Here is a 23,891-nt window from a genome sequence, read left to right on the forward strand (position 1 = left end):
ATTAAAAAATATTCTTTACCTTTGTGGTGTAATCAGTTAGTATATGTTTTCAAAAGCTTGTGAATATGGTATAAAAGCCGCGATTTTTATCGCGACACAATCGTATGAAGGCAAGCGTGTGAGTCCGAAAGCCATTTCAGAAGAAATAGACTCGCCACAAGCGTTTACAGCAAAAATTTTACAGGCTTTAGTGAGAAACGATTTGGTGACTTCGGTGAAAGGGGCCTATGGTGGTTTTGAAATTGATAGAAACCAGTTAAGTAGTATCAAATTATCGCAGGTGGTTAATGCTATTGATGGCGATAGTATTTATAAGGGTTGTGGTTTAGGACTTCATAAATGTGATGCAAATCACCCCTGTTCCGTTCACGATAAATTTGTAGATATACGCGCTGGATTAAAAGATATGTTAGAAAACACTTCTTTAGAAGAGTTAGCACTTAATATAAAATCTGGAGACGCCTTTTTGAAGGTTTAAAAAAATTTGAATATAAATAGGATAAATTTGTCCGAAATAAGCAATATTATGGAAGTATTAAACAACAACGCTCAAAAAGAAGTTGGGCAATTCGTAGCAGAAGATTTTAGAACAGCCGCTGTATTTAGTAATTACGGTATCGATTTTTGTTGTAGAGGAAACCGATCGGTAGAAGAGGTTTGCGAGAAAAACAATATTGACACTAATGAGCTATTAGATAAATTAGAAGCCGTGACCAGCGCTCAAAATGGCGAAACGATAGATTATAAATCATGGCCATTAGATTTATTGGCCGATTATATAGAGAAAAAACACCACCGTTATGTGGAGGAAAAAATACCAGTGTTACGTCAGTTTTTAGCAAAACTATGTCGCGTGCATGGTGAAAGACACCCAGAGTTGTTAGTAATTAACGATTTGTTCACGGCATCGGCAGGGGAGTTGGCTGCGCACTTAAAGAAAGAGGAGCTTATTCTGTTTCCGTTTGTTAAAAAAATGGTAGGAGCAACTATAAGTCAAGCAGCTGTTGAGGCGCCACATTTTGGTACGGTTGAAAACCCAATCGCCATGATGATGGATGAGCACGATAATGAAGGCGTGCGTTTTAGAAAGATTGCCGAGTTAACGAATAACTACAACCCACCAGCCGATGCTTGTAATACCTTTAGGGTTACCTACGCCATGCTAGAGGAGTTTGAACAAGATTTACACAAGCACATTCACTTAGAGAATAATATTTTATTCCCACAGGCCATAAAATTAGAGAAGCAATTTCATTAACGAACCATTTTTATTTAGAATGAAAAAATCCAGAGGTGTGAGAGCTTCTGGATTTTTTTTTGGTTTTATCTTGTTAGTCTAGTATTGTTACAAATTCGCCAACTATCCTCATTTCTTTAGTGTTATCCTCAGTTAAGACTATATCTTTAAAACTACCGTCGAATGAATTTGGTTTTAAAACAATTGAATTGTGTTGCCAGCCTTCTTCAGTAATTGTTTTTTCACTAGAATAAGTTTTAACGGTAAAAGCCGAATTGAAGTCTGGATCGTATGAATCTCTGTTTTCTACTAATAAAATTTTACCATTTCGAGATCCTGTTACATTTTTTTTGAATATACAGATTGAATTGTTTGGAATGATTTTGTTCATAGATTCTCCAACTACTTTACAAGCGAAATAGTCATCTGCTGCATACTTTTCGGGAACGGAAGTTAAATTGTATTCTTTTTCGTCTTGCATTTCGCTAAAGCTTCCAGCTGCTGCATAAAAGTCGTATAAAGGAATTGTGAATTTAGACTGTTCCTCTTCTTTTTCTAGGATAGGTAATTCTATACTTAAATTTGTTTTAGGTAGAGTCTTTTTATTTACAGCTGTTATGTAGTTGTATAAATCATCTTTTACAGGTTGTTCTAACTGAAATTTAAAATGGACAACAGGTTTTCCTGAATCAGGCATTGTTGCTTGTTGAATTGAATCCTTAATGATTGAAGCATCACCCATAAAATAAAAATCAGTTCCTTCAGCGTCTTCTTTTTTCACGAATAATAAAATCCGTTTAGAATGAATTACATTTTGAATTTCTTGACTAACAATTTTTCTACTGGATCTAGATTCCCAAGCGAAAATAGAAGGTGAAATAAAGTGGTCGTTATACTTAATGGTATCCTCAATATCATCAGATTTATGGTAAGTAACAAAACAAGGCGTAATTTCATTTCGTGTTCTGTAGCCATAAATAGTACTACTAATATCATTCTCCCAATTCAATAATCTACAAACATCTTTACGTCCATATTTATTAAAAAGAATTAATCCACCTTTATAATAATCTTTATTGAAGTTAGCGTTGAAAGTGTGTATGGAATAATCAATAGAATCAGTTAGAAAACTTTTAAATGTATCATTATCTAATAGTTTTTTGAACTCATCTTGAAGTTTAAAAACATTCTGTTCGAAATTGATGATGTTTTCATCTTTTCTAATAAAGTTGAAATTAAGATTTGAAATACAGGAGGCTAGGGTTTCTGGGATTGGTTGGTATTGATATTTGTTAAATATGATTTCCGTTAAATATTGGGTGCTAATTTCTTTGTGATTAAGTAACTCTTTTAAGATAAGACTTTCTTCAATTCTTTTAGCATTGTTTATTTCTTTTGAAAACCACTCTAATAATTGTATCTGTTTTGTATCTAGTGATTTGTCAAAAGTTTTATCTGCTTTAAGAATAAAGTTATAGAAAGATTTGGAATATTCAATGAATGAGAAAGGATCTCGCGCTTCATTTGATATAAAATCCATCATCATAGGAGTTCGACCTATTCTACTTTTTAAATTATTGTAATCTGTTTTTAAATCAGTTAACAATTGCATTTTTGCAGAATCAATGGAAGCATAAATCTTTTCCTTAGAGATTTCATCAAAATTAATTGTAGATTCCCCTGGAATCATTGAACTACCTTCAGATATTAATTTTCGGATTTTATCTTTATTGAAAGAGGTATCTCCATAAAGTGCAATTGGAATTAAGTAATTGTTTTTATAATTACCAATAAAATCAATAACAGTTAAATAGTATTTGTTATTCGTTTTTCTAAGACCTCTCCCTAATTGTTGAATAAAAATGATAGCAGATTGCGTAGGACGAATCATGACAACCTGGTTGATTTTAGGGATATCGACGCCTTCATTAAATATATCTACCGAAAATATATAATCTAGTTTTAAGGATAAATCTTCGCTCTCTAATTTTTCAATAGCTTCGGTTCGTTCTTCTTCAGAACTATCTCCTGTTAAAGCAACAGTTTTATATCCTCTTTGATTAAATTTATTCGATAATTCTTTGGCTTCAGCTTTTTTTGAACAAAAAATTAAACCTCGAGTTATGCCATTATCTGAGCCGTAAAATTGAATCTTTTCAATTATTTTATTAACTCTTTCATCAGCAGTTAAGAGTCTAAAATCAGATTCGTTTTCTAGGATTTCATCATTTACAGAAATATCTGAAACACCATAGTAATGGAAAGGAATAAGCATGTCTTCCTCCATAGCTTTATTTAGCCTTATTTCATATCCGATGTTATGGTCAAATAGGCTATAAATTTCATTTCCATCCGTTCTATCAGGTGTGGCTGTCATACCAAGTAGAAATTGTGGAGAAAAATAATCTAGTAATCGAGTATATGAATTAGCTCCAGAACGGTGAGATTCGTCGATAATTATATAATCGAAATAGTCGGATTGAAATTGCTCTAAATGATTTGATTTTGAAATAGTTTGAACGGTCGAAAAGATAAAATCTTTGTCTAATTCTAATCTTTTCCCAGAATACAAACCCATAGATTTTGAGTTGCCAAAAATAGTTCGGAAAGTTTCCATGGCTTTCTTAGCAATATTTAACCGATGTACAACAAATAAAAGTTTTTTAGGATTGAATGCTTTAGCATCAAAGGCGGCTAAAAAAGTTTTTCCTGTTCCTGTAGCTGAGATTATTAGTGCTTTATTGTTGCTATCCTTTCTTAAGGATTCTAGATTGCTTAAAGCATCCTTCTGCATTGAATTTGGAGCTATTTCTAAATTAATCGTCTTAGAAAGTTCAACTTCACTTTTTTTGTAAGCTAGAAATTGTTTCTTGTAAATGTCTTCATATTGTGTAATATAAGATTCGTTTACAGTCTGTCCAATTTCAAAATCACTTTCAAATTCATTGACAACTTTATCTACTATAGAACTTGAGTTTCTAGCCGAAACTTTCATGTTCCATTCTTTATTTGTAGACAGTGCAGATGCTGTTAAGTTACTGCTGCCTATTATGAGGTTGTAGTGGTCTAAATGTTTAAATATGTAGCCCTTAGAATGAGAATTCTCTTTAGTGATTATCTTTAAATCAATATTTTTGAACTGAGATAAACGCCTTAAGGCTTCTGGCTGTGTAAAATTTAAATATTGAGAAACTAGAATTTTTCCTTTAATCCCGTTTTCGTCAAGGGTCTTTAAGGTGTTTATTAGGGTGGCGACACCACTTGTTGTTACAAAAGCTACAGAAATATAAAAACTTTCACAGTTTTCTAATTCCTTAATAATTGTAGATAAAACTTTTTTCCGTGGAATTTTTCTGTTAACGAGCAGTTCTGGTTGGTAAAGTACATCCGATTCTAATGCCTTATCAATAAATCCAGTTAAAAGGCTATCCTTGAATTTTTCATCAAATGCTTGCTCCATGTTCAATTAATTTTTTAACTATTGGAATATCTGCTGCTGCCCAATCTAGTGTTTCTAGTTGAGGTATTGGTAGCCATTCGTGAGCAATATGCTCGTTAAGTTTTATGTTTTTAGTATTTGAATAACACTTAAAACTATGCATAGTTAATTCAAAGTCTGGATATTTATGAATTACGGTTAGAAATACATCGTCAATTTTGATAGGTATAAAATCCAACTCTTCTATAAGTTCCCGTTTTAGTGCGTTTATTTTAGATTCTCCGGCTTCTATTTTTCCGCCAGGAAATTCAAATTTTTTTGATATATAACTGAGCTTATTTTCAGGTCTTTGTACGCAGAAGATTTTCTCTTCAAAATATATGATTGCGGCAACAACTTCAATTTTTTTCATATACAATATCTCTAATGCGCCTCCAACCAGTCACCACCAGTTCCTAAATCAACATCCAGTGGTACTTCCAGTTTGTAAGCCTGTTCCATTTCGGTTTTTACCAAATCTTTAATGCTGTCAAGTTCGGGTTTGTACACATCAAAAACCAATTCATCATGCACTTGTAGGAGCATTTTGGTTTTAAAATCGCCAGTTTCTAGCTTGTTGTAGATGTTAATCATGGCAATTTTAATAATATCGGCGGCGCTACCTTGAATCGGGGCGTTAACGGCATTACGCTCTGCGGCACCGCGAACAATGGCGTTTCTAGAATTGATGTCTTTTAAATAGCGGCGACGTCCTAAAAGGGTTTGCACATAACCGTTGTCGCGGGCAAAATCGACTTGGGCGCTCATGTATTTCTTAAGCTTCGGATAAGTTTCATAATAGGTGTCGATAAGCTCTTTGGCTTCACCACGAGAGAGTTCGGTTTGGTTGCTTAGTCCGAAGGCGGAAACCCCATAAACAATTCCGAAATTCACCGTTTTGGCGTTGCTACGCTGTTCGCGAGTCACTTCGTCTAAAGGCACATTAAAAACTTTCGATGCTGTAGAAGCATGAATATCTTCCCCGTTTTTAAAGGCTTCAATCATGGTTTCTTCCTTACTTAAAGCGGCTATGATACGCAGTTCAATCTGACTGTAATCGGCAGCCAGTAAGGTGTAGTCGTCGTTGCGCGGTACAAAAGCTTTACGTACCTGTCTGCCGCGTTCGGTACGGATGGGGATGTTTTGCAAATTCGGGTTGTTACTACTTAAACGCCCTGTGGCAGCTACGGTTTGCATATAATCGGTGTGCACGCGACCTGTAGTTTCATCCACCTGAATTGGTAAAGCATCGATATATGTGCTTTTTAGTTTCGATAAGCCCCTAAAATCTAAAATATCTTGTATAATCGCATGATCTTTGGCTAGGTAACTTAAAATATCTTCACCGGTTTTATATTGTCCCGTTTTTGTTTTTTTCGGTTTATCAACCAATTTCATTTTTTCAAATAAAACGATACCCAACTGTTTAGGTGAGGCGATATTAAATTCTTCGCCAGCCGTTTCATAAATGCGTTTTTCTAGATCTATGATGTCGCTGTTTAATTGTTCCGATAAGGAATTTAAAAAAGGAATATCTAAATTAATACCTTCCAATTCCATAGCGGCTAAAACGCGTAATAAAGGCAATTCAATGTCGTCAAATAAGGTTTGTGTGTTGGCTTCGCCCAATTCGTTTTTAAAGTGCTCCTTAAGCTGCAGGGTAATATCTGCATCTTCAACGGCATATTCCGTTTGTTTTTCTATTTCAACGTCCCGCATCGATAATTGGTTTTTACCTTTTTTACCAATTAAAGCTTCGATAGGCATGGGTGAATAATTCAAATACGTTTCGGCTAGAACATCCATATTATGGCGCATATCGGCATTTATTAAGTAATGCGCTAACATGGTATCGAACAATTTACCTTTCACGGTTAAGTTGTATTTCGCTAAAACTTTAATGTCGTATTTTAAATTCTGACCAACCTTTTCAATGTTTTCATCTTCAAAAAACGGACGCAGTAGTTCTATCAATTCTTGAGCTTCGGCTTTATCTTCAGGAAAAGGCAGGTAAAAACCTTTACCAATTTCCCATGAAAATGCAATACCCACCAATTCTGCTGTTAGCGGGTTTAAACCTGTAGTTTCGGTATCAAAACACACGCTGGTTTGGTTCATTAAGTTTTTAATAAACAATTTTGTGGCCATGCCCGATGCCACGCTTTGGTAGAAATGTGATGTATTCGTTAAGTTTTTGCGCTCGAAAGTATTTGCTGTTGGCGCTTCCGCGGAAGTGGGATCTGCACCAAACAATGAGAATTGCCCTGCTCCAGCTGCTTTGGTTTCTTTCGGTGTTTCCTTTGTTTCCGAAACCTCTGAAGCTTTAGTTGGGCTTGAGCTTGCCGTTGTAGGGATTTCGGTCGCGAAGGTTTTTACGAAATTATCGATTAAACGTCTAAATTCTAATTCTTGGAAAATCTCCGTCACTTTTGGGATGTCAGGTTCAGACATTTCAAAGTCTTCAGCATTAAAATCTACCGGAACATCCAGCATAATTGTCGCTAGTTTTTTAGACAGTAAACCCAATTCACCATTCGCTTCCACCTTTTCTTTCATCTTGCCTTTAAGCTGATCGGTATTGGCCAATAAGCCTTCCATACTGCCAAACTGCGCAATAAACTTTTTTGCTGTTTTTTCGCCTACTCCGGGTAATCCAGGGATGTTATCACTGGCATCACCCATCATGCCTAAAAAGTCAATAACCTGTAGAGGATCTGTAACCTCAAATTTTTTCTGTACTTCTGGGATGCCCCAAGTTTCATATCCACCTCCAAAAACGGGGCGGTACATAAATATGTTTTCAGAAACTAACTGTGCAAAATCTTTATCTGGTGTCACCATAAAGGTTTGGTAACCGTCTTTTTCAGCTTGCTTGGCTAGAGTTCCTATAACATCATCGGCTTCGTAGCCCTCCTTCACCATGATAGGAATGTGCATGGCCTTTAAAATTTCATAGATATAGGGCACTGCTGTTTTTATACCTTCTGGGGTTTCGTCGCGATTGGCCTTGTAGGCTTCAAACATTTCAACACGATCGGCGCTACCGCCTTTATCAAAACAAACCGCTAAATGATCTGGGCGTTCACGTTTAATAACGTCCAATAACGAGTTCATAAAACCCATGATGGCAGAGGTGTCTTCGCCTTTAGAGTTTATTCTTGGATTTTTTATAAAAGCATAATAACCACGGAAAATTAATGCGTAAGCATCGACTAAAAAAAGACGTTTTTGATCTGACATTTTGTTTGTTTTGATAGAAAACCAAAACTACAAAATCTTAGGCTTAAAATGATGGTTTATATTGTGGAGCTTTACTGCGGATAAGCAAATTTCTGCGTATCTGTAAATGGACATAAAACTAAGAATATTTTGATTTTGTCATTCAGAACCTTCCTGTTGGCAGACCGGGGAGATCGAACTGAAAACTTTGACCGAAGACGGGAGACCGTTGACAATACGTCAATTTTTCATTATTCACTTTTATTTGAAAATTGTTTATGCGTTTATTTGTTTAACTGTTTAACCGTTTAACCGTTTAACCGTGTGACTGGGACTGGGACTGAAAACTGCGACTGGAACTGTTTATCTGTTGATTCGTTTAACCGTTGAACTGACGACTAGGTTTGAAACTGTTGACCTTTGAGCATTAACAGAACTTTTAACTTCTGATTTCATTACGATTTATACGTTTATTTGTTGATTCGTGTAATAGTAGGTGAACTTTTAATATACTTAAACCGTTTTTAAATTAAACGATTCCGCCTTTCGTTAGGAACGACAACTTCCGTCTTCGGTCTTCCGTCAATTTTTTTCATTATTCACTTTTCAGTTTTATTTAAACCACTACAACTCTTAACGATTCGTTAAATACATTCTGTTCGTAATTTATTCCCTGATAATACGACTATCTTTAGCAAAAAAATAAAATGTTGCGTTGGATTATTTTTATTACCATTTTTCTAGTAGCCGATTTTTATGCATTTCAAGCATTTAAAACAGTAACGAAAAATAACATACTTCAAATTTTATACTGGGTAATCACTCTTTTTGTTTTGGGTAATTTCGTATTTCATTTCTATGGGTTTAATAGAAGTGATGGCTTTTCGCATGCTCATGGTTATGCCGTAGGGTTTTTAATTGCGACCATGGTGCCTTTTATTTTTTTAGTTGGCATGATGTTTATGGAAGATGTTTTTCGTGTGCCACATGCCATTTATAGATATTTTACGGTTGGAGATGCTGCTAAAGGCGATTTCTTTACATCAAGACGTCAGTTTATTAGCAAACTTGCTTTGGGTATTGCGGCCATACCTTTGGCATCTATAATTTATGGCATTTATAAAGGCCGTTATAATTATAAGGTTTTAAAATATACCATGTATTTTGAAGATTTACCAGAAGCCTTTCATGGGTATAAACTCACACAAATTAGTGACATTCACTCAGGGAGTTTTGATGATATGGAGAAGGTGAAATATGCTGTGGATTTAATTAATGAACAAGCCAGTGACGTCATTCTTTTTACGGGTGATATAGTGAATAATAAGGCAGAAGAATTAGTGCCTTACAAACCTGTTTTTGGAAAATTAAAAGCTAAGGATGGTTTATATTCTGTACTTGGAAACCATGATTATGGCGATTATGTGAAGTGGGACTCTGATGCTGCTAAAAAACAGAATTTAGAGGAACTAAAGGCCATTCAAAAGGATATAGGTTTTAACATGTTATTAAATGAAACTAAATTTTTAGAGAAAAACGGCGAACGTATTGCTTTAGTTGGTGTTGAGAACTGGGGTTCGGGCGGCTTTAAACAGGCTGGTGATTTAAAGAAGGCCTCAGAGCATGTTAAGGCAGACGATTTTAAAATTCTTATGAGTCACGACCCAACGCACTGGGAAAAGAAAGTGATTCAAGACGATTATCATTACCATTTAACCTTAAGCGGCCATACCCACGGGATGCAGTTTGGTATTGAAATTCCTGGGTGGTTTCGTTGGAGTCCTGCGAAGTGGCGCTATAAGTATTGGGCAGGGATTTACGAGGAAATGGGGCAATACATTAATGTAAATCGCGGATTTGGCTATCTCGCCTTCCCTGGGCGTGTTGGTATTTGGCCTGAAATTACGGTTATTGAGCTAAAAAAGGGTGCAGCACCTGCATAATTATCTATAAATGTTGCTTTTGAATAGAAATTGCTTATTTTTATAGTAATGCATTAAAACGAATAACATAAAGTTGTTGGTCTTATTTAGACTAAACGGCTTAATTTTTAGTTAATGTATCTGATTAATAAACTAGAAAGTATGTCAAAATTTGGTGAACTTATAGATGTGAAAATTCCAGTCTTGTTAGATTTTTACACAGCATGGAATAAACAATCGGAGGCCATGCATCTTACCTTAAGAGATGTGGCTGCAGCTTTGGGTGATAAGGCTAAAGTGATTAAAATTGATATTGAAAAAAATAAAGAGCTTGCCGATGCTTTACGTGTAAAATCACAGCCAACACTAATTATCTATAAAGATGGTGAAATGAAATGGCGATATAGCGGAGAGCAAGATGCCAATACACTTATAGGTATTATTCAAGACTATATTTAAAAGGCTAGAGCCTTAAATGAAAATCCTTTTTTACTATAATATTCTAAAACTTTAGGGAGTGCATATTGCATGTTTCTTGAAGCTTTTACGCTGTCGTGAAAAACAATGATGCTTCCATTGGTGGCTTGAGAAACAACGTTGTTTAAGCAGGCTTCCGGACTTACAGATTGTTCCCAATCAAAAGATAAAATATCCCACATGATAATCTTGTAGTGTAAGGCTAATAGTTTTTTGCCTTGGCTGGGTTTTATTCTGCCGTAAGGTGGTCTAAATAAATTCGCAGACTTTGTTGTATGGATTTTAGAGTCCATGATGCCTTGTGTTTTTATAACTTCTGCAATATAATCGGATGTTTTTGTGTTCCAACCTTTAACATGATTGAAGGTGTGGTTTCCAATGGCATGACCATCCTTTAAAATGTCTTGAAGAATATTAGGATGTTCTTCTATATTATTTCCAATGCAAAAAAATGTGGCTTTGGCCTCGTGTTTTTTTAGGGCCTCTAAAGTCCAAGGGGTAATCTCTGGAGTTGGGCCATCATCAAAAGTGAGATAGATGGTTTTTTCGCTAGTAGGGATGTCCCAAATATAATTTGGGAACATCTTTTTTACTACTATCGGAACTTTTGCAGGAATTAAGGGCATGACCTTAATTTATAAATTATTTGATGCTATCTTTAACGTGATTACCATCGTTTGATTCCTTTGGGATCGTGGTTTCTATAGGGGCTGCTTCTGGTTCTTCATCACCATAAAAATGGTTAAAAGCACGTAAGTGGTTGTTGAAAACCTCACCTTCACCTTCAGCAAATTTAACATCGTATTCAATTAAAACATCAATTAAACCTTTATAACGTTGAATATCGGTGTAGATATCTTCAAATAAACGCTCTTGATTGTCAATTTTTAAACCACTATAATAACTTAGGTTTTCTTGGTATTTAGCCGCTACCTCTTTAAATAACTGTCTGGCTTTTTCTTTATTCCCTACCTCATAGTACAAACTAATATAAGGTTCTAAAAGGGTGTAATAACCAAAGTATTCTACAGGCATGTTTTTCATGGCGATGTCTGCTATTTCTTCAGCCTTATCCAGTTTTCCTTCGTTAATTAATTGTTCACCCAAACGCGCTAAGTTTCCACGGTAAGTGATTGAGTTTTTTCTAGTTTCAACATCGTGGTAAATATCTGGACTTCCACTATTACCCCAATACCAATTTTTAACCTTTTCATACATTAAATCGCTGTCTACACGACCCATGTCGAATGGATTTGATTTATCGATAGGTGTTCTAATTGGTGTTAATTTATAGCATAAACCATCAAGTTGCAGGTAGTCTTTCATCCAAAGGTAATCATCGTCACCAAAGCTTCCGCCGGTGAAATAGATAGGACGTTTCCATTCGTTGTTGGCTACAATGTCTAGCATAAGTAACCTGTTTTTGTATAAGGCGCCTCCGCTTACAGTAATATCAATATGCGGAACAATTTTGTCTGCATCCTTAGCTTTTACAACACCAGATTTTAAAACATTCTCCTTGTCTACAGGAATACGTAAATGAGGTGTTGGCATATAAGAGGCATTAGCATCCTGACTTCTTACTTGGGAAAGATCAACACCTTGGTTTTCTAAAACGTGTTTGTATTTGGTTTTAGGGTTATCATCAGAAATAAAGCCTAAAAATGTCTTGACTGTTATAGTGTCTTTAATTACGGGTTGAATAATAATATAATCATTCGTGCCATAACGGTATAAATCGTGTGTAAGTTGTGACGGTATTGGGTCGCTCTCGTAAGCTTTTCGCTTCATTTGGTCGATATACCAATCCGTTTGAAATAAACTGGTATTTACCACACGCACATCGGTTCTGTAGCCTTCAATCTCTTGAGCGTACCAAAGCGCAAAGGTGTCGTTATCTCCAATGGTGAATAAAATGGCATTTTCTGCACAAGAATCTAAATACATTTTTGCCATAGAGTTGGCTGTGTATTTTCCAGAACGGTCATGATCATCCCAGTTGTTAGCTGCTAAATTAATTGGAACCAAAATCAAGCATAGGGCACTTATTATTGGTGCGGCCATTGATTTAGGGATGTAATTTTTAGTAAATTCATATATGGAATAGACGCCAAATCCAATCCATAGGGCGAACACATAGAAAGAACCTACTACCGAATAATCACGTTCTCTAGGTTCAAATGGTCTAACATTCGTATAAACTTGGATGGCGATTCCCGTGAATAGGAAAAAGACCAGCATGATCCAAAATATTTTTTTGTCCCTATTAAATAGGAAGAAGAAACCTAGAAGCCCTAATATAAGTGGAAGGAAGTAATAGGTATTTCTCGCTTTATTGTTTTCAACATCACTGGGTAGGTTTTCTTGAGGCAACCCTAAATGCCATTCATCAATAAAATTAATTCCAGACAGCCAGTTACCGTGGTTATCGTAGCGTCCTTGAATATCATCCTGTCTTCCAGTGAAATTCCACATAAAATAGCGCCAATACATATAACCTAGTTGATATTCAAGTAAATAAGTAATGTTGCTAAATAGCGAAGGCTTTTCTATGTCGATGTAATCTTTAAATTGCTTTAGGAAGTTATGGTAATCTTTGTAATCGACATTGCCTTGAGCCACATCGTTTCTAAAATTAGCCACAGCACCACGCAATTCGTTTTTCATCTGATATTCTGGTTTTAGTTTAAATTCTAAAAAACCAGAAAACATCATATAGTTTTCGGCATGCTCAGTACTCCACATACGGGGTAGGATAGAAGCGTGTTTTGAATTATAGTTCTGTCTTGCGTTTTTATAATCGTTTACAATGACATATTTACCTGCTTCTTCGTCTTTTTCGTAATTAGGTTTATCGTCAATGTATGGGTTGTTGTCATCCAAATAGGCGTACTGATCTGTAAATTGCGGGCCATAAAACAGGTGAGTTTCAGGATACTGTTCTAAGTTATAATACGCTAATAATTCTCTCGCACTGTTTGGGTTATTTTCGTTTACAACAACATTGGCGTTGGCTCGAATAGGTAACATAATCCATGTTGCGAAACCAATAATAACGAAAGTTATACAAAGGATTCCTGTGTTTAAATGGACGTATTCTTTTTTACGTGTATATTTTAGGGCGTAATAAATTAAGGCTACTAATGAAATACCAGCAATAATAGATCCTGAGTTAAACGGCATGCCTACGGTGTTCACAAAGAAGATTTCAAAAACACTGAAAATTTTAAGAATATTAGGAGCAAGCAATTTGAATACAAATAATAGGATGCCAACAGCAGCAATGTTTGCTATTATAAAGTTTTTTAATGTGACGGTTTTATAATTTTTAAAGTAGTAAATCAATCCAATGGCAGGAATGGTTAATAAACCCATAAAGTGTACTCCAAAAGAGAGTCCGATTATGAAAGCGATTAAAATCAACCAACGGTTACCACGAGGCTTGTCCATATCTTGTTCCCAACGTAAACCTAACCAAAATAAAACCGACATGATTAAGGTAGCCATTGCATAAACTTCCGTTTCAACAGCGTTAAACCAGAAAGAATCAGTAAAAGTAAAGGCTAAACTTCCAACTAAACCGCTTCCTAAAATAGCTATAGCTTTACTTTTAGAAGGTGTTTCGTGGTTAGAAACCATCTTTTTTAGTAATAAAGTGATGGTCCAAAACATGAATAGGATTGTAAAGGCACTGGCTACAGCACTCATCATATTCATCATAAAACCAATTTGTGAAGGTTCTAAGGCAAACATAGAGAAAAAGGCACCAAGCATTTGAAATAACGGTGCTCCTGGAGGATGTCCAACTTCTAATTTAGCCGATGTTAAAATGTATTCTCCTGCATCCCAAAAACTTACTGTTGGTTCTACTGTTAAACTGTAGGTGGTAAGTGCTATTAAAAAAGAAAACCAACCTAAAATGGTATTCCATTTTTTATAGTCAAAATGTGCCATGTATATCTTATATTTTTTGCATTGCGAATTTAAGAATAAATATGGTATCGCAAATGATTTTATAGAAAGCTTAAGTTTTAGAGAAAAAAATTTTAAAAAAATGTTTGCAGAACTAAAACTTTATTCTAAATTTGCACCCTCATTACACGAATGGCCTATGGTGTAACTGGCAACACGTTGGTTTTTGGTACCAAAGAGTCTAGGTTCGAGCCCTAGTAGGCCAACAAAAAAGTCTTCCTTATTTAGGAAGACTTTTTTTATTTAAAGCATTTTGTTTTTACGAATTATATTTTAAATGTTAGAACTGGACGGTTAGCATGATTTACTAGATCTTCACTTATGCTTCCGTTAAAGAAATTAGAGATGCCCTTTCTGCCGTGGGTGCTCAGTCCAATTAAATCAGCATCTATTTCGTAACTAAAATTGACGATCCCTTTTTTAATAGTATCATCGTTGTAGATGTTTATTTTGTAATTTTCAGAATTAAAAATACTAGTAAACTTCTTAATGCGAGCATTAGCTTCTTTAGTTGTAATAAATCTGTTAGGTGTATTCACTAAAAGTAAATGCATTTTAACTTCCCACAATTCTGCAAATTTTAAAGCCTTTTTGTAGGCAGATTGGTTTTCTGCTGTGAAATCTGAAGCAAAGACAAAATTGCTTATTTCAAAATGTTCATGGGCTTTTTTAATAACCAGAACAGGAACATCAGAATGTCTAACTACTTTTTCTGTGTTACTACCAATAAGAATTTCTTCTATGCCACTAGAGCCATTTGAACCCATAACAACAAGGTCAATATCGTGTTTTTTACATTGATCGGAAATACCGCTATAGATTTCATGAAAATCTATAGTGCTAAAAACTTTTAGTCCTTTTAGGTAGTCCTGGTTTAATAAGTCATCAAATCTTTTTTTTGCCAATTTCATAAAGAATAAGGCTTCCGGACCAGAAGAGAAACTACTGGCGTTAACTGGGTCAATTTGATGTAGCGGTAAATCTAGAATGTGTAACAAGTGAATTTCACAATCATGTTTTTTAGCCAACTGTGTTGCTACTTTTAAAGCGTTTTCAGCTTGCTCTGAAAAATCTGTAGGTACGAGTATTTTGTTCATAAGTCTTAATTTTTATTCGATATTAATATTGAATTTAAAATTGATGTAAAATGGTTCGTTTGTTTTTGTTAGCGTTTTGAGTGGTAAATATTGGTTACCCCTAAAATATGAAATATTCCTTTAAAAATCAATATAATATTGTATATTTGCACCGTTGAAAGGCGAAAATAAGGATATGAGGGGACGTAAAGTCCCCTCTTTTTATACTAAAAATGTTTAAAAAGAAAGTTGCAGAATTATTAGATGAAGCACTGATTGAAAGATCGGACCTGTTTCTTATTGATTTTTCTATAAATAGTGAGAATCACATTAAAGTAATTATTGATGGTGATTCAGGAGTGTTAGTTGAAGACTGTATATATATAAGTCGCGCCATAGAAGCTGACTTAGATCGTGAGGAAGAAGATTTCTCATTAGAAGTGATGTCTGCAGGGGCCGCTTCTCCTTTAACACACAATCGTCAGTATAAAAAAAATCTAGATAGAACACTTAAAGTAAAAACAAGTGTTGAAGAGATAGAAGGAACGCTTACTGAAGCAACCGAAGAAGCGATTACCTTAACATGGAAAGCTCGTGAACCTAAGCCAGTAGGTAAGGGGAAAGTTACTGTGGTAAAGGAAGCGCAGATTCCTTATAAAGATATTGTAGAAGCAAAAGTTATGATTAAATTTTAATTTAAAAGAGTTATGGAAAATATCGCGTTAATTGAATCTTTTTCAGAATTCAAAGACGATAAGCTAATTGACAGAGTGACGTTAATGGCAATCTTAGAAGATGTATTTAGAAGCGCCTTAAAAAAGAAATTTGGTGATGATGATAATTTTGATATTATTGTAAATCCAGATAAAGGTGATTTAGAAATATGGAGAAATAGAGTTGTAGTTGCTGATGGTGAGGTAGAAGAACCAAATCAAGAAATTACACTTACTGAAGCTCGTAAAATTGAGCCTGATTTCGAGGTTGGAGAAGATGTGTCTGAAGAAGTAAAACTTATCGATTTAGGAAGACGTGCTATTTTAGCTTTACGTCAAAACCTAATCTCGAAGATTCATGAGCACGATAATACTATAATTTATAAGCAATTTAAAGATTTAGTAGGCGAGATTTATACGGCAGAAGTACATCACATTCGTCATAGAGCAGTAATTCTATTAGACGATGAAGGAAACGAAATCGTATTACCAAAAGATAAACAAATTCCTTCAGATTTCTTTAGAAAAGGAGATAATGTAAGAGGTGTTATTGACGGTGTAGAGCTTAAAGGTGCAAAACCTACAATTATCATGTCAAGAAGTTCTCCTGTGTTCTTAGAAAAATTATTTGAACAAGAAATTCCAGAAGTTTTTGACGGGTTAATCACAATTAAAAACGTGGTTAGAATTCCAGGTGAAAAAGCAAAAGTAGCTGTAGATTCTTATGATGATAGAATTGATCCAGTAGGCGCTTGTGTAGGTATGAAAGGTTCTAGAATTCATGGTATTGTTCGTGAATTAGGAAACGAAAATATCGATGTTATCAATTACACCAGTAACTTAGCATTATTCATTACTAGAGCATTAAGTCCAGCAAGAGTAACTTCAGTAAAACTTGATGAAGAAGCAAAACGTGCTGAGGTTATTCTAAAACCAGAAGAGGTAAGTAAAGCGATTGGTCGTGGAGGTCACAACATTCGTTTAGCTGGTCAGTTAACTGGTTATGAAATTGATGTGTTTAGAGAAGGTGCTGAAGAAGATGTAGAATTAAGTGAATTCTCTGATGAAATCGAAGATTGGATTATCGCAGAATTTAGTAAAGCAGGATTAGATACCGCTAAAAGTATTCTTGAACAAGACGTTAACGACTTGGTGAAAAGAACAGATTTAGAGGAGGAAACAATAAATGAAGTGATTCGAATTCTTAGAGAAGAGTTTGAAGACTAGTAAAAATTAAGTGCAGATTTGCATGTTTGTTATGCCCAATGCGGTATAATGTATATATTTGAGTATTTTAAAGGCGATTTATGGCTGAAACAATTAGATTAAATAAAGTATTACGCGAGCTTAACATCTCTCTAGATCGTGCCGTAGAATTTTTGGATTCTAAAGGCGTGGAAATAGAGAAGCGTCCCACTACGAAAATTTCTGAGGAAACTTATAAGATTCTTTCAGATGGTTTTGAGACGGATGCTAATAAAAAGGTGAAGTCGCAAGAAGTTAGTGAAGCTAAGCAAAAGGAAAAGGAAGATTTACGTATTAAGCGTGAAAAAGAATTGGAAGCGAAGCAGAAAGCTCAAGAAGCCATAGAAAAAGCCAAGCAGGAGGAGATTATAAAAGCCTCAAATACGCTTTCAGGACCAAAGCAGGTTGGAAAAATTGACTTAAATCCTAAGAAGCAAGTTGAAGAAGCTCCTGCTGTTGAGAAAAAAGAAACGCCTGCTAAAGCAGAACCTGTTGCTGAAAAGAAAGAGGAAGTTGCAAAAGAGCCAGAAGTTATTAAAGCTCAGGCTCCTAAAATTGGTTTAAAACCAGTGACTAATAAAAAGGTTGAGGTGGAACCTAAAAAAGAAGCTCCCGTTAAGGCGGAAGCTCCTAAAAAAGAAACACCTGCAAAGACCCCTCCAACTAAAGAAACAGCTCCTGTTACCGCAGAAGCTACTGGAAAAGTTGACGAGGAAGGAAACCCAGTTGTAGAAGAGAAAGTTAAAACGCAATACCAAAAACTTACAGGTCCTAAAATTGCTGGAGATAAAATTGATTTATCGCAGTTTAATAAGCCTAAAAAGAAGGTAGAGAAGAAAACAGACTCTAAGCCAGGAGATGCTAAGAAAAAACGTCGTCGTATCAGTAAAGCTGGAGCACCAAACACAGGAGGTCAAAACAGACCTGGTGGTAGATCTGGTGGGAACGATCGTTTTAAAGGTAAACCAGGTGGTCCAGGTCAAGGCAGACGTAACATTGTTAAAGAAGAGCCTTCTGAGGAAGATGTAAAGAAACAAGTTAGAGAAACACTTGAAAAACTTCAAGGGAAATCTAGCAAAGGTAGAGGGGCTAAAAACAGAAGAGATAAGAGAGATAAACATAGAGAGCAGACTGAAATCGATCAACAAATCGAAGCAGCTGAAAGCAAAATCATCAAGGTAACAGAATTTGTTACGGCTAGTGAAATGGCGACGATGATGGATGTTAGTGTGACACAAATTATATCGGCGTGTATGTCGCTTGGTATGATGGTAACGATGAACCAACGTTTAGATGCTGAAACCTTATCTATTGTTGCTGATGAATTCGGATATCAAGTGGAATTCGTTACTGCAGATATTGAAGAATCAATAGAAGAAGTTGAAGATAAACCTGAAGACTTAAAACTTCGTGCGCCAATTGTTACTGTAATGGGACACGTTGATCACGGTAAAACATCGCTTTTAGATTACATCCGTAAAGAGAATGTAATTGCTGGTGAGTCTGGGGGAATCACACAACATATTGGTGCTTATGGTGTAGAGTTAGAAAACGGACAAAAAATTGCGTTTTTGGATACACCAGGTCACGAGGCCTTTACAGCGATGCGTGCTCGTGGTGCACAAGTTACCGATATAGCTATTATTGTTGCAGCAGCAGATGATGATATCATGCCGCAAACAAAAGAAGCTATTTCGCATGCACAAGCTGCGGGAGTACCAATTGTTTTTGCAATCAATAAAATTGATAAACCTGATGCCAATCCAGAGAAAATTAAAGATGGTTTAGCACAAATGAACCTTTTAGTTGAAGATTGGGGTGGTAAAATACAATCTCATGATATTTCAGCTAAGGTTGGAACAGGGGTTAAAGAATTATTAGAAAAAGTATTGCTTGAAGCTGAATTATTAGAGCTCAAAGCAAATCCAAATAAGTTAGCACAAGGTACTGTTGTAGAAGCATTCTTAGATAAAGGTCGTGGATACGTTTCAACTATCTTAGTGCAAGCAGGAACACTTAAAGTTGGTGATTACGTATTAGCTGGTCAGCATAGTGGTAAAGTAAAAGCCATGCATGATGAACGCGGTAATGATGTCGTTGCAGCTGGACCTTCAACACCAGTATCTATCTTAGGATTAGATGGTGCACCTCAAGCGGGTGATAAGTTTAATGTTTTTGAAGACGAGCGTGAAGCGAAACAAATTGCATCAAAACGTGCCCAATTACAACGTGAGCAATCTGTTAGAACACAACGTCATATTACATTAGATGAAATTGGTCGTCGTATCGCGCTTGGTGACTTCCAAGAATTGAATATCATCCTTAAAGGTGATGTGGATGGTTCTGTAGAAGCATTAACAGATTCTTTCCAGAAATTATCTACTGAAGAAATTCAAGTGAATATCTTACATAAAGGTGTTGGTGCAATTACCGAAAGTGACGTATTATTAGCTTCGGCTTCCGATGCGATTATCGTTGGATTTAATGTACGTCCTGTTGGAAATGCTAGAATGATTGCTGATAAGGAAGAAATTGATATCAGAACTTATTCTATCATCTACGATGCGATTAACGATCTTAAAGATGCGATGGAAGGTATGTTATCTCCAGAGCTTAAAGAAGAAATTCTTGGTACTGCAGAGATTAGAGAGATTTTCAAAGTATCTAAAATCGGATCGATTGCTGGTTGTATGGTTACTAATGGTAAAATACTTAGAAATGCAGGTATTCGTTTAATACGTGATGGTGTGGTTGTTTACACTGGTGAATTAACGTCATTAAAGCGTTTCAAAGATGATGCAAGAGAAGTGTCTAAAGGATATGATTGTGGTATGCAAATTAAAAACTACAACGACATTCAAGAAGGCGATGTTATAGAAGCCTTCCATGAAGTAGAAGTTAAGAAGAAGTTGAAATAAACTTAGCAACATTCAATAATAATAAAAAAGCGCCTCATTTTTAATGAGGTGCTTTTTTTATGCTTGATTCTTGAATAATATATAAAATTGGAGATAATTTGAGGTGTATTTGGTCCTGAAAGGACTTCGTAGGACGGTTTTACATATAAAATAAATGTTGCTTTAAGTCCTTTATTAATCGAAAAAAACTCAAATTTCAATTAAAATTGATAAATTTGTTAATGATATTACCATCATATTACTAATAATTAATTTTAACTTTAGTCCAAAATGAATATAACGGATTTCCCGTAACTGTTTTGACTACAAATAAATAGGAATTATGAATAATACTATTAAATCAATCTCAAGCCTAGAAATTTTGGATTCTAGGGGTAACCCTACCGTTCGCACCTATGTTGAATTAAATAACGGAATAAGGTCTGTAGCGTCCGTTCCTTCTGGTGCCTCTACTGGAAAAAATGAGGCAAATGAGCTTAGAGATGGTGGCAAAAGATATGGTGGCAAAGGTGTTCAAAAAGCTGTTGATAATGTAAATAATCATATTGCCAAAGTGCTAATTGGTAAAAATGTCAACGACCAAAAAGACATTGATTATTCGATGATTGAGTTAGATGGAACAGATAATAAATCAAAACTAGGAGCCAATGCTATTTTAGGGGTGTCAATGGCTGTGGCAAAAGCAGCAGCCCAATCAAGTGGACTTCCATTGTATCAATACCTTGGGGGAGTGAATTCAGTCAGAATACCAGTACCATGCATGAATATCTTAAACGGGGGAGAACATGCCGATAACAGCGTAGATTTTCAAGAATTTATGCTAGTACCTCATGGCGCACCTTCATTTAAAGAGGGACTACGGTATGTAGCCGAAACTTTCCATGTTCTTAAGGGAGTTTTAAAGAAAAAAGGCTTAGCTACAAGTGTAGGTGATGAAGGAGGATTTGCTCCAAATTGTGAGAGTAATGAAGCGGCAATAGAGCTCATTATTGATGCTATTGAAAAAACTGGATACAAACCCGGTATTGATTTATCCATAGCTATAGATAGTGCGGCTAATTCTTTTTCTCCGAATTTAGATGACAATTATGATTTGTCATGGTCAGGTCTTGGAAAAATGAAAACTGCAGACCTTCTAGAAAAAAGTGCCGAATGGATAGATAAATACCCTATAATTCTTTGGGAAGATCCTGTTTCAGAAGGAGACTGGGATGGTTATGTATCCTTTACTAAACGATTTGGAGATAAAATTGAAGTAGTTGGTGATGATAATTTTGTAACAAATACAAAATACATCAAGAAAGGAATAGAATTAGGCGCTTGTAACTCAGCCTTGATAAAATTAAATCAAATAGGAACAGTTACTGAAACTATAGAAGCTGTGAGGATGTGTCGAGAAGCAGGTTGGAGGTACTTTTTGTCTCATCGCTCTGGAGAAACTGAAGACACTTTTCTTGCAGACTTTGCGGTTGCAATGGACGGTGGTCATCTGAAAACCGGGTCGGCATGTCGAGGAGAGAGAATTGCTAAATACAATCGACTTCTTGAAATTGAAAATGAATTAAGAGGACGGTCTGAATACCGGTGGAAGTAATAATGTTTTAAAAAAAAAGGAGGCTTAGAATTAAATTCTAAGCCTCCTTTTTTAATCAATGATGTCTATGCTTCTGTTATTTTTTTGGTCTAAATATAAAAGCGCCAGAGAATTCCTTTTTAATTCTTTTTAACGCACGATCGGCTTCTAAGCGTGTTCTAAAATTGCCAACCCAAATTTTAAAGTTTGGTTGTTCGAAGTGAATGCTCGAAGACCAGTCAGAAAACACAGAATTAAACTCACTTTTTGCTGCATATGCATCTTGTCGATTGCCATTATAGATCTGAATTTTGTAACGATCAGCATCTTCATCGTTCATGCTTTTTTTCAATTCTAATAATTTCGGAATGTTTGCGTCTTGGTTTATGGTCACTCGACCTTCCTGCGCATATGTGTAAAATGTTGTAAATAAAGCGCATAGGCTTAAATAAAATATCGAACGAAATTTTTTCAAAATCATATTTCTTATGTGTTTATACAAATGTAAATTTATTAAACTTAAAAGTGGTTATAATTATTATTTAGAATCTCTCTAAATTAACTGTTAACAGTTCTTTAGTATTTTGGTAATCGAGTTTAAATATTACTTTTGCGAGAGATTTTATAGCTATGGTTTTTGTTTATAAAATGACAAAAGTCATACCAAAAGTTAAGAAGTTAATTTAACCAACAATATGAGAAAGGTGATTCACCGTAAATTAAGTAGAAACTTTCTTCGTTTAAGCTTAATTGTATTATTAGCGTTTACAAGCTCGCTTTCAGCTCAGGAAGGCGATGCAGCAAAAGGGAAATCTTTATTTAATGCCAATTGTGCTGCTTGTCATCAATTGGACAAAAAAATGACTGGTCCGGCATTACGCCACGTAGAGACGCGCTTGTCTGAAGACGAAGGTTTAGACCGTGATTGGATTCATGCATGGATTCGTAACAGTTCAGGTGTAATTAAATCTGGAGATTCGTATGCAAATAAAGTGTACAACGAATATGGTGGTGCTGCAATGACTGCATTTCCTCAGTTGTCTGATGAAGACCTAAATAATATCTTGGCTTATACTGCTGAAGAAAAGAAAGCTGCTCCAGCTCCGGCTGCGGGTGCTGCTCCAGTTGCTGCAGCGGGATCTTCTGATGGTATTTCAAACGAACTTATATTAGGTGCTCTTGCAATACTTTTTATTTTATTAGCCATTGGATTGTACTTGGTGAATAAAACATTACGTCGTTTCGCAGCAGCTCAAAATATCGAATTAGAAACTGAAACTGGTAAAACACCATTATGGAAAGCATTTGTGCAAAATCAATTTTTAATGATTGTTGTTGCTATCTTCTTTTTGCTTACTAGTGCATATTTCGCTTTTGGTTACTTAATGCAAGTTGGAGTTGATCAAGGATATCAACCCGTTCAGCCTATACACTTTTCGCATAAAGTGCATGCTGGTGATAATGGTATTGATTGTAAATATTGTCACTCATCTGCAAGAGTTAGTAAAACTTCAGGGATTCCGTCTTTAAATGTATGTATGAACTGTCATAAATCAGTTTACGAATATAATGGAGAAACATCAGCAGAATACTCTAAAGAATTCTACGATGGTGAAATCCAAAAGCTATACAAAGCTGCAGGATGGAGTGATGCCGATCAAAAATATACAGGTGAAGCACAACCGGTAAAATGGGTGCGTATTCATAACTTACCAGATTTCGCTTATTTCAACCACTCACAACACGTTACTGTTGCTGGAGTTGAATGTCAAACATGTCACGGTCCTGTGGAAGAGATGGAAGTTGTTTACCAACATGCGCCTTTAACTATGGGGTGGTGTATTAACTGTCATAGAGATACAGACGTAAATGTTAAGGATAATGCATATTACGAAAAAATTCATGCCGAGTTATCTAAAAAGTACGGTGTAGAGAATTTAACAGCTGCCGAAATGGGTGGTCTGGAATGTGGTAAGTGTCACTACTAAAAGAATAGTTTTTCTTTTTCGCGGAGGCGGAAAACTCAAAGTAATAATAAATAAGAAGTAATTCAATTATATA

At 35.4% G+C, this 23,891-nt stretch carries 16 protein-coding genes and 1 tRNA gene; 10 read left to right on the top strand and 7 right to left on the bottom strand.

The features are described from left to right. Window positions 1-43 precede the first annotated feature (43 nt). Together KO493_RS07220 and ric are read left to right on the top strand one after the other, a co-directional pair. A complete protein-coding gene (locus tag KO493_RS07220; RefSeq protein WP_216067272.1) occupies window positions 44-478 on the top strand; it encodes an RrF2 family transcriptional regulator in 435 nt (144 codons plus the stop codon). A gap of 48 nt (window positions 479-526) precedes the next feature. Beyond that, window positions 527-1,258: an iron-sulfur cluster repair di-iron protein gene (ric, locus tag KO493_RS07225; protein ID WP_216067273.1), complete on the top strand. Its 732-nt coding sequence runs from the start codon at window positions 527-529 to the stop codon at window positions 1,256-1,258. Window positions 1,259-1,331: 73 nt separating this feature from the next. Here the strand turns inward: ric and KO493_RS07230 are convergent, their stop codons facing one another. The 3 genes from KO493_RS07230 to polA are packed head-to-tail and all read right to left on the bottom strand — an operon-like array spanning window position 1,332 to window position 7,955. Further along, the gene (locus tag KO493_RS07230; protein WP_216067274.1) at window positions 1,332-4,697 is read right to left on the bottom strand and encodes a DUF3427 domain-containing protein; all 3,366 of its coding nucleotides are present in this window, start codon (window positions 4,695-4,697) and stop codon (window positions 1,332-1,334) included. Then, complete coding sequence (locus KO493_RS07235) at window positions 4,681-5,088, bottom strand: (deoxy)nucleoside triphosphate pyrophosphohydrolase (protein WP_216067275.1); 408 nt, start codon at window positions 5,086-5,088, stop codon at window positions 4,681-4,683. The genes KO493_RS07230 and KO493_RS07235 overlap by 17 nt, the downstream gene beginning before the upstream one ends. Window positions 5,089-5,099: 11 nt before the next feature. Then, window positions 5,100-7,955, bottom strand: coding sequence for a DNA polymerase I (gene polA, locus KO493_RS07240; protein ID WP_216067276.1), 2,856 nt, complete (start codon window positions 7,953-7,955; stop codon window positions 5,100-5,102). Between the two features lie 686 nt (window positions 7,956-8,641). On the opposite strand from polA, the gene KO493_RS07245 reads away from it, so the two are divergent. Together KO493_RS07245 and KO493_RS07250 are read left to right on the top strand one after the other, a co-directional pair. Then, a complete protein-coding gene (locus tag KO493_RS07245) occupies window positions 8,642-9,877 on the top strand; it encodes a metallophosphoesterase (protein ID WP_216067277.1) in 1,236 nt (411 codons plus the stop codon). A gap of 141 nt (window positions 9,878-10,018) precedes the next feature. Beyond that, window positions 10,019-10,315: a thioredoxin family protein gene (locus tag KO493_RS07250; protein WP_216067278.1), complete on the top strand. Its 297-nt coding sequence runs from the start codon at window positions 10,019-10,021 to the stop codon at window positions 10,313-10,315. On the opposite strand, the gene KO493_RS07255 is transcribed toward KO493_RS07250, so the two are convergent. Continuing rightward, entirely contained in the window at window positions 10,312-10,959 is a 648-nt protein-coding gene (locus tag KO493_RS07255; RefSeq protein ID WP_216067279.1) for a polysaccharide deacetylase family protein, read from the bottom strand. The two genes, KO493_RS07250 and KO493_RS07255, sit on opposite strands and share 4 nt — an antisense overlap. 16 nt (window positions 10,960-10,975) lie before the next feature. Next, window positions 10,976-14,287 carry a glycosyltransferase family 117 protein gene (locus KO493_RS07260; RefSeq protein ID WP_216067280.1) on the bottom strand — a complete coding sequence of 1,104 codons (3,312 nt, stop codon included), beginning with the start codon at window positions 14,285-14,287 and terminating at the stop codon, window positions 10,976-10,978. Window positions 14,288-14,438: 151 nt separating this feature from the next. Between KO493_RS07260 and KO493_RS07265 the strand changes: the two genes are divergently transcribed. Further along, window positions 14,439-14,511 (top strand) — tRNA-Gln (locus tag KO493_RS07265). 60 nt (window positions 14,512-14,571) lie between these two features. On the opposite strand, the gene KO493_RS07270 is transcribed toward KO493_RS07265, so the two are convergent. Continuing rightward, on the bottom strand, window positions 14,572-15,402 hold the full coding sequence (locus KO493_RS07270; protein WP_216067281.1) for a universal stress protein: 831 nt from the start codon (window positions 15,400-15,402) through the stop codon (window positions 14,572-14,574). A 212-nt stretch (window positions 15,403-15,614) separates the two neighbouring features. On the opposite strand from KO493_RS07270, the gene rimP reads away from it, so the two are divergent. The 4 genes from rimP to eno all read left to right on the top strand — a co-directional run bounded on the left by rimP (window position 15,615) and on the right by eno (window position 21,851). Next, entirely contained in the window at window positions 15,615-16,076 is a 462-nt protein-coding gene (gene rimP / locus KO493_RS07275) for a ribosome assembly cofactor RimP (RefSeq protein WP_216067282.1), read from the top strand. Window positions 16,077-16,088: 12 nt separating this feature from the next. Continuing rightward, entirely contained in the window at window positions 16,089-17,321 is a 1,233-nt protein-coding gene (gene nusA, locus KO493_RS07280; RefSeq protein ID WP_216067283.1) for a transcription termination factor NusA, read from the top strand. An 80-nt stretch (window positions 17,322-17,401) separates the two neighbouring features. Then, window positions 17,402-20,257, top strand: a complete 2,856-nt coding sequence (infB, locus tag KO493_RS07285) for a translation initiation factor IF-2 (RefSeq protein WP_216067284.1) — start codon at window positions 17,402-17,404, stop codon at window positions 20,255-20,257. Between the two features lie 322 nt (window positions 20,258-20,579). After that, window positions 20,580-21,851, top strand: a complete 1,272-nt coding sequence (eno, locus tag KO493_RS07290) for a phosphopyruvate hydratase (RefSeq protein ID WP_216067285.1) — start codon at window positions 20,580-20,582, stop codon at window positions 21,849-21,851. Between the two features lie 76 nt (window positions 21,852-21,927). Here eno and KO493_RS07295 read toward each other — a convergent pair whose 3' ends face one another. Next, window positions 21,928-22,311 carry an SPOR domain-containing protein gene (locus KO493_RS07295; RefSeq protein ID WP_216067286.1) on the bottom strand — a complete coding sequence of 128 codons (384 nt, stop codon included), beginning with the start codon at window positions 22,309-22,311 and terminating at the stop codon, window positions 21,928-21,930. 214 nt (window positions 22,312-22,525) lie between these two features. On the opposite strand from KO493_RS07295, the gene KO493_RS07300 reads away from it, so the two are divergent. Then, window positions 22,526-23,818: a c-type cytochrome gene (locus KO493_RS07300; RefSeq protein WP_216067287.1), complete on the top strand. Its 1,293-nt coding sequence runs from the start codon at window positions 22,526-22,528 to the stop codon at window positions 23,816-23,818. Window positions 23,819-23,891 lie beyond the last annotated feature (73 nt).

It is taken from the genome of Pseudotamlana agarivorans (assembly GCF_018860245.1).
GTDB classification, from domain to species: Bacteria; Bacteroidota; Bacteroidia; order Flavobacteriales; family Flavobacteriaceae; genus Pseudotamlana; species Pseudotamlana agarivorans_A.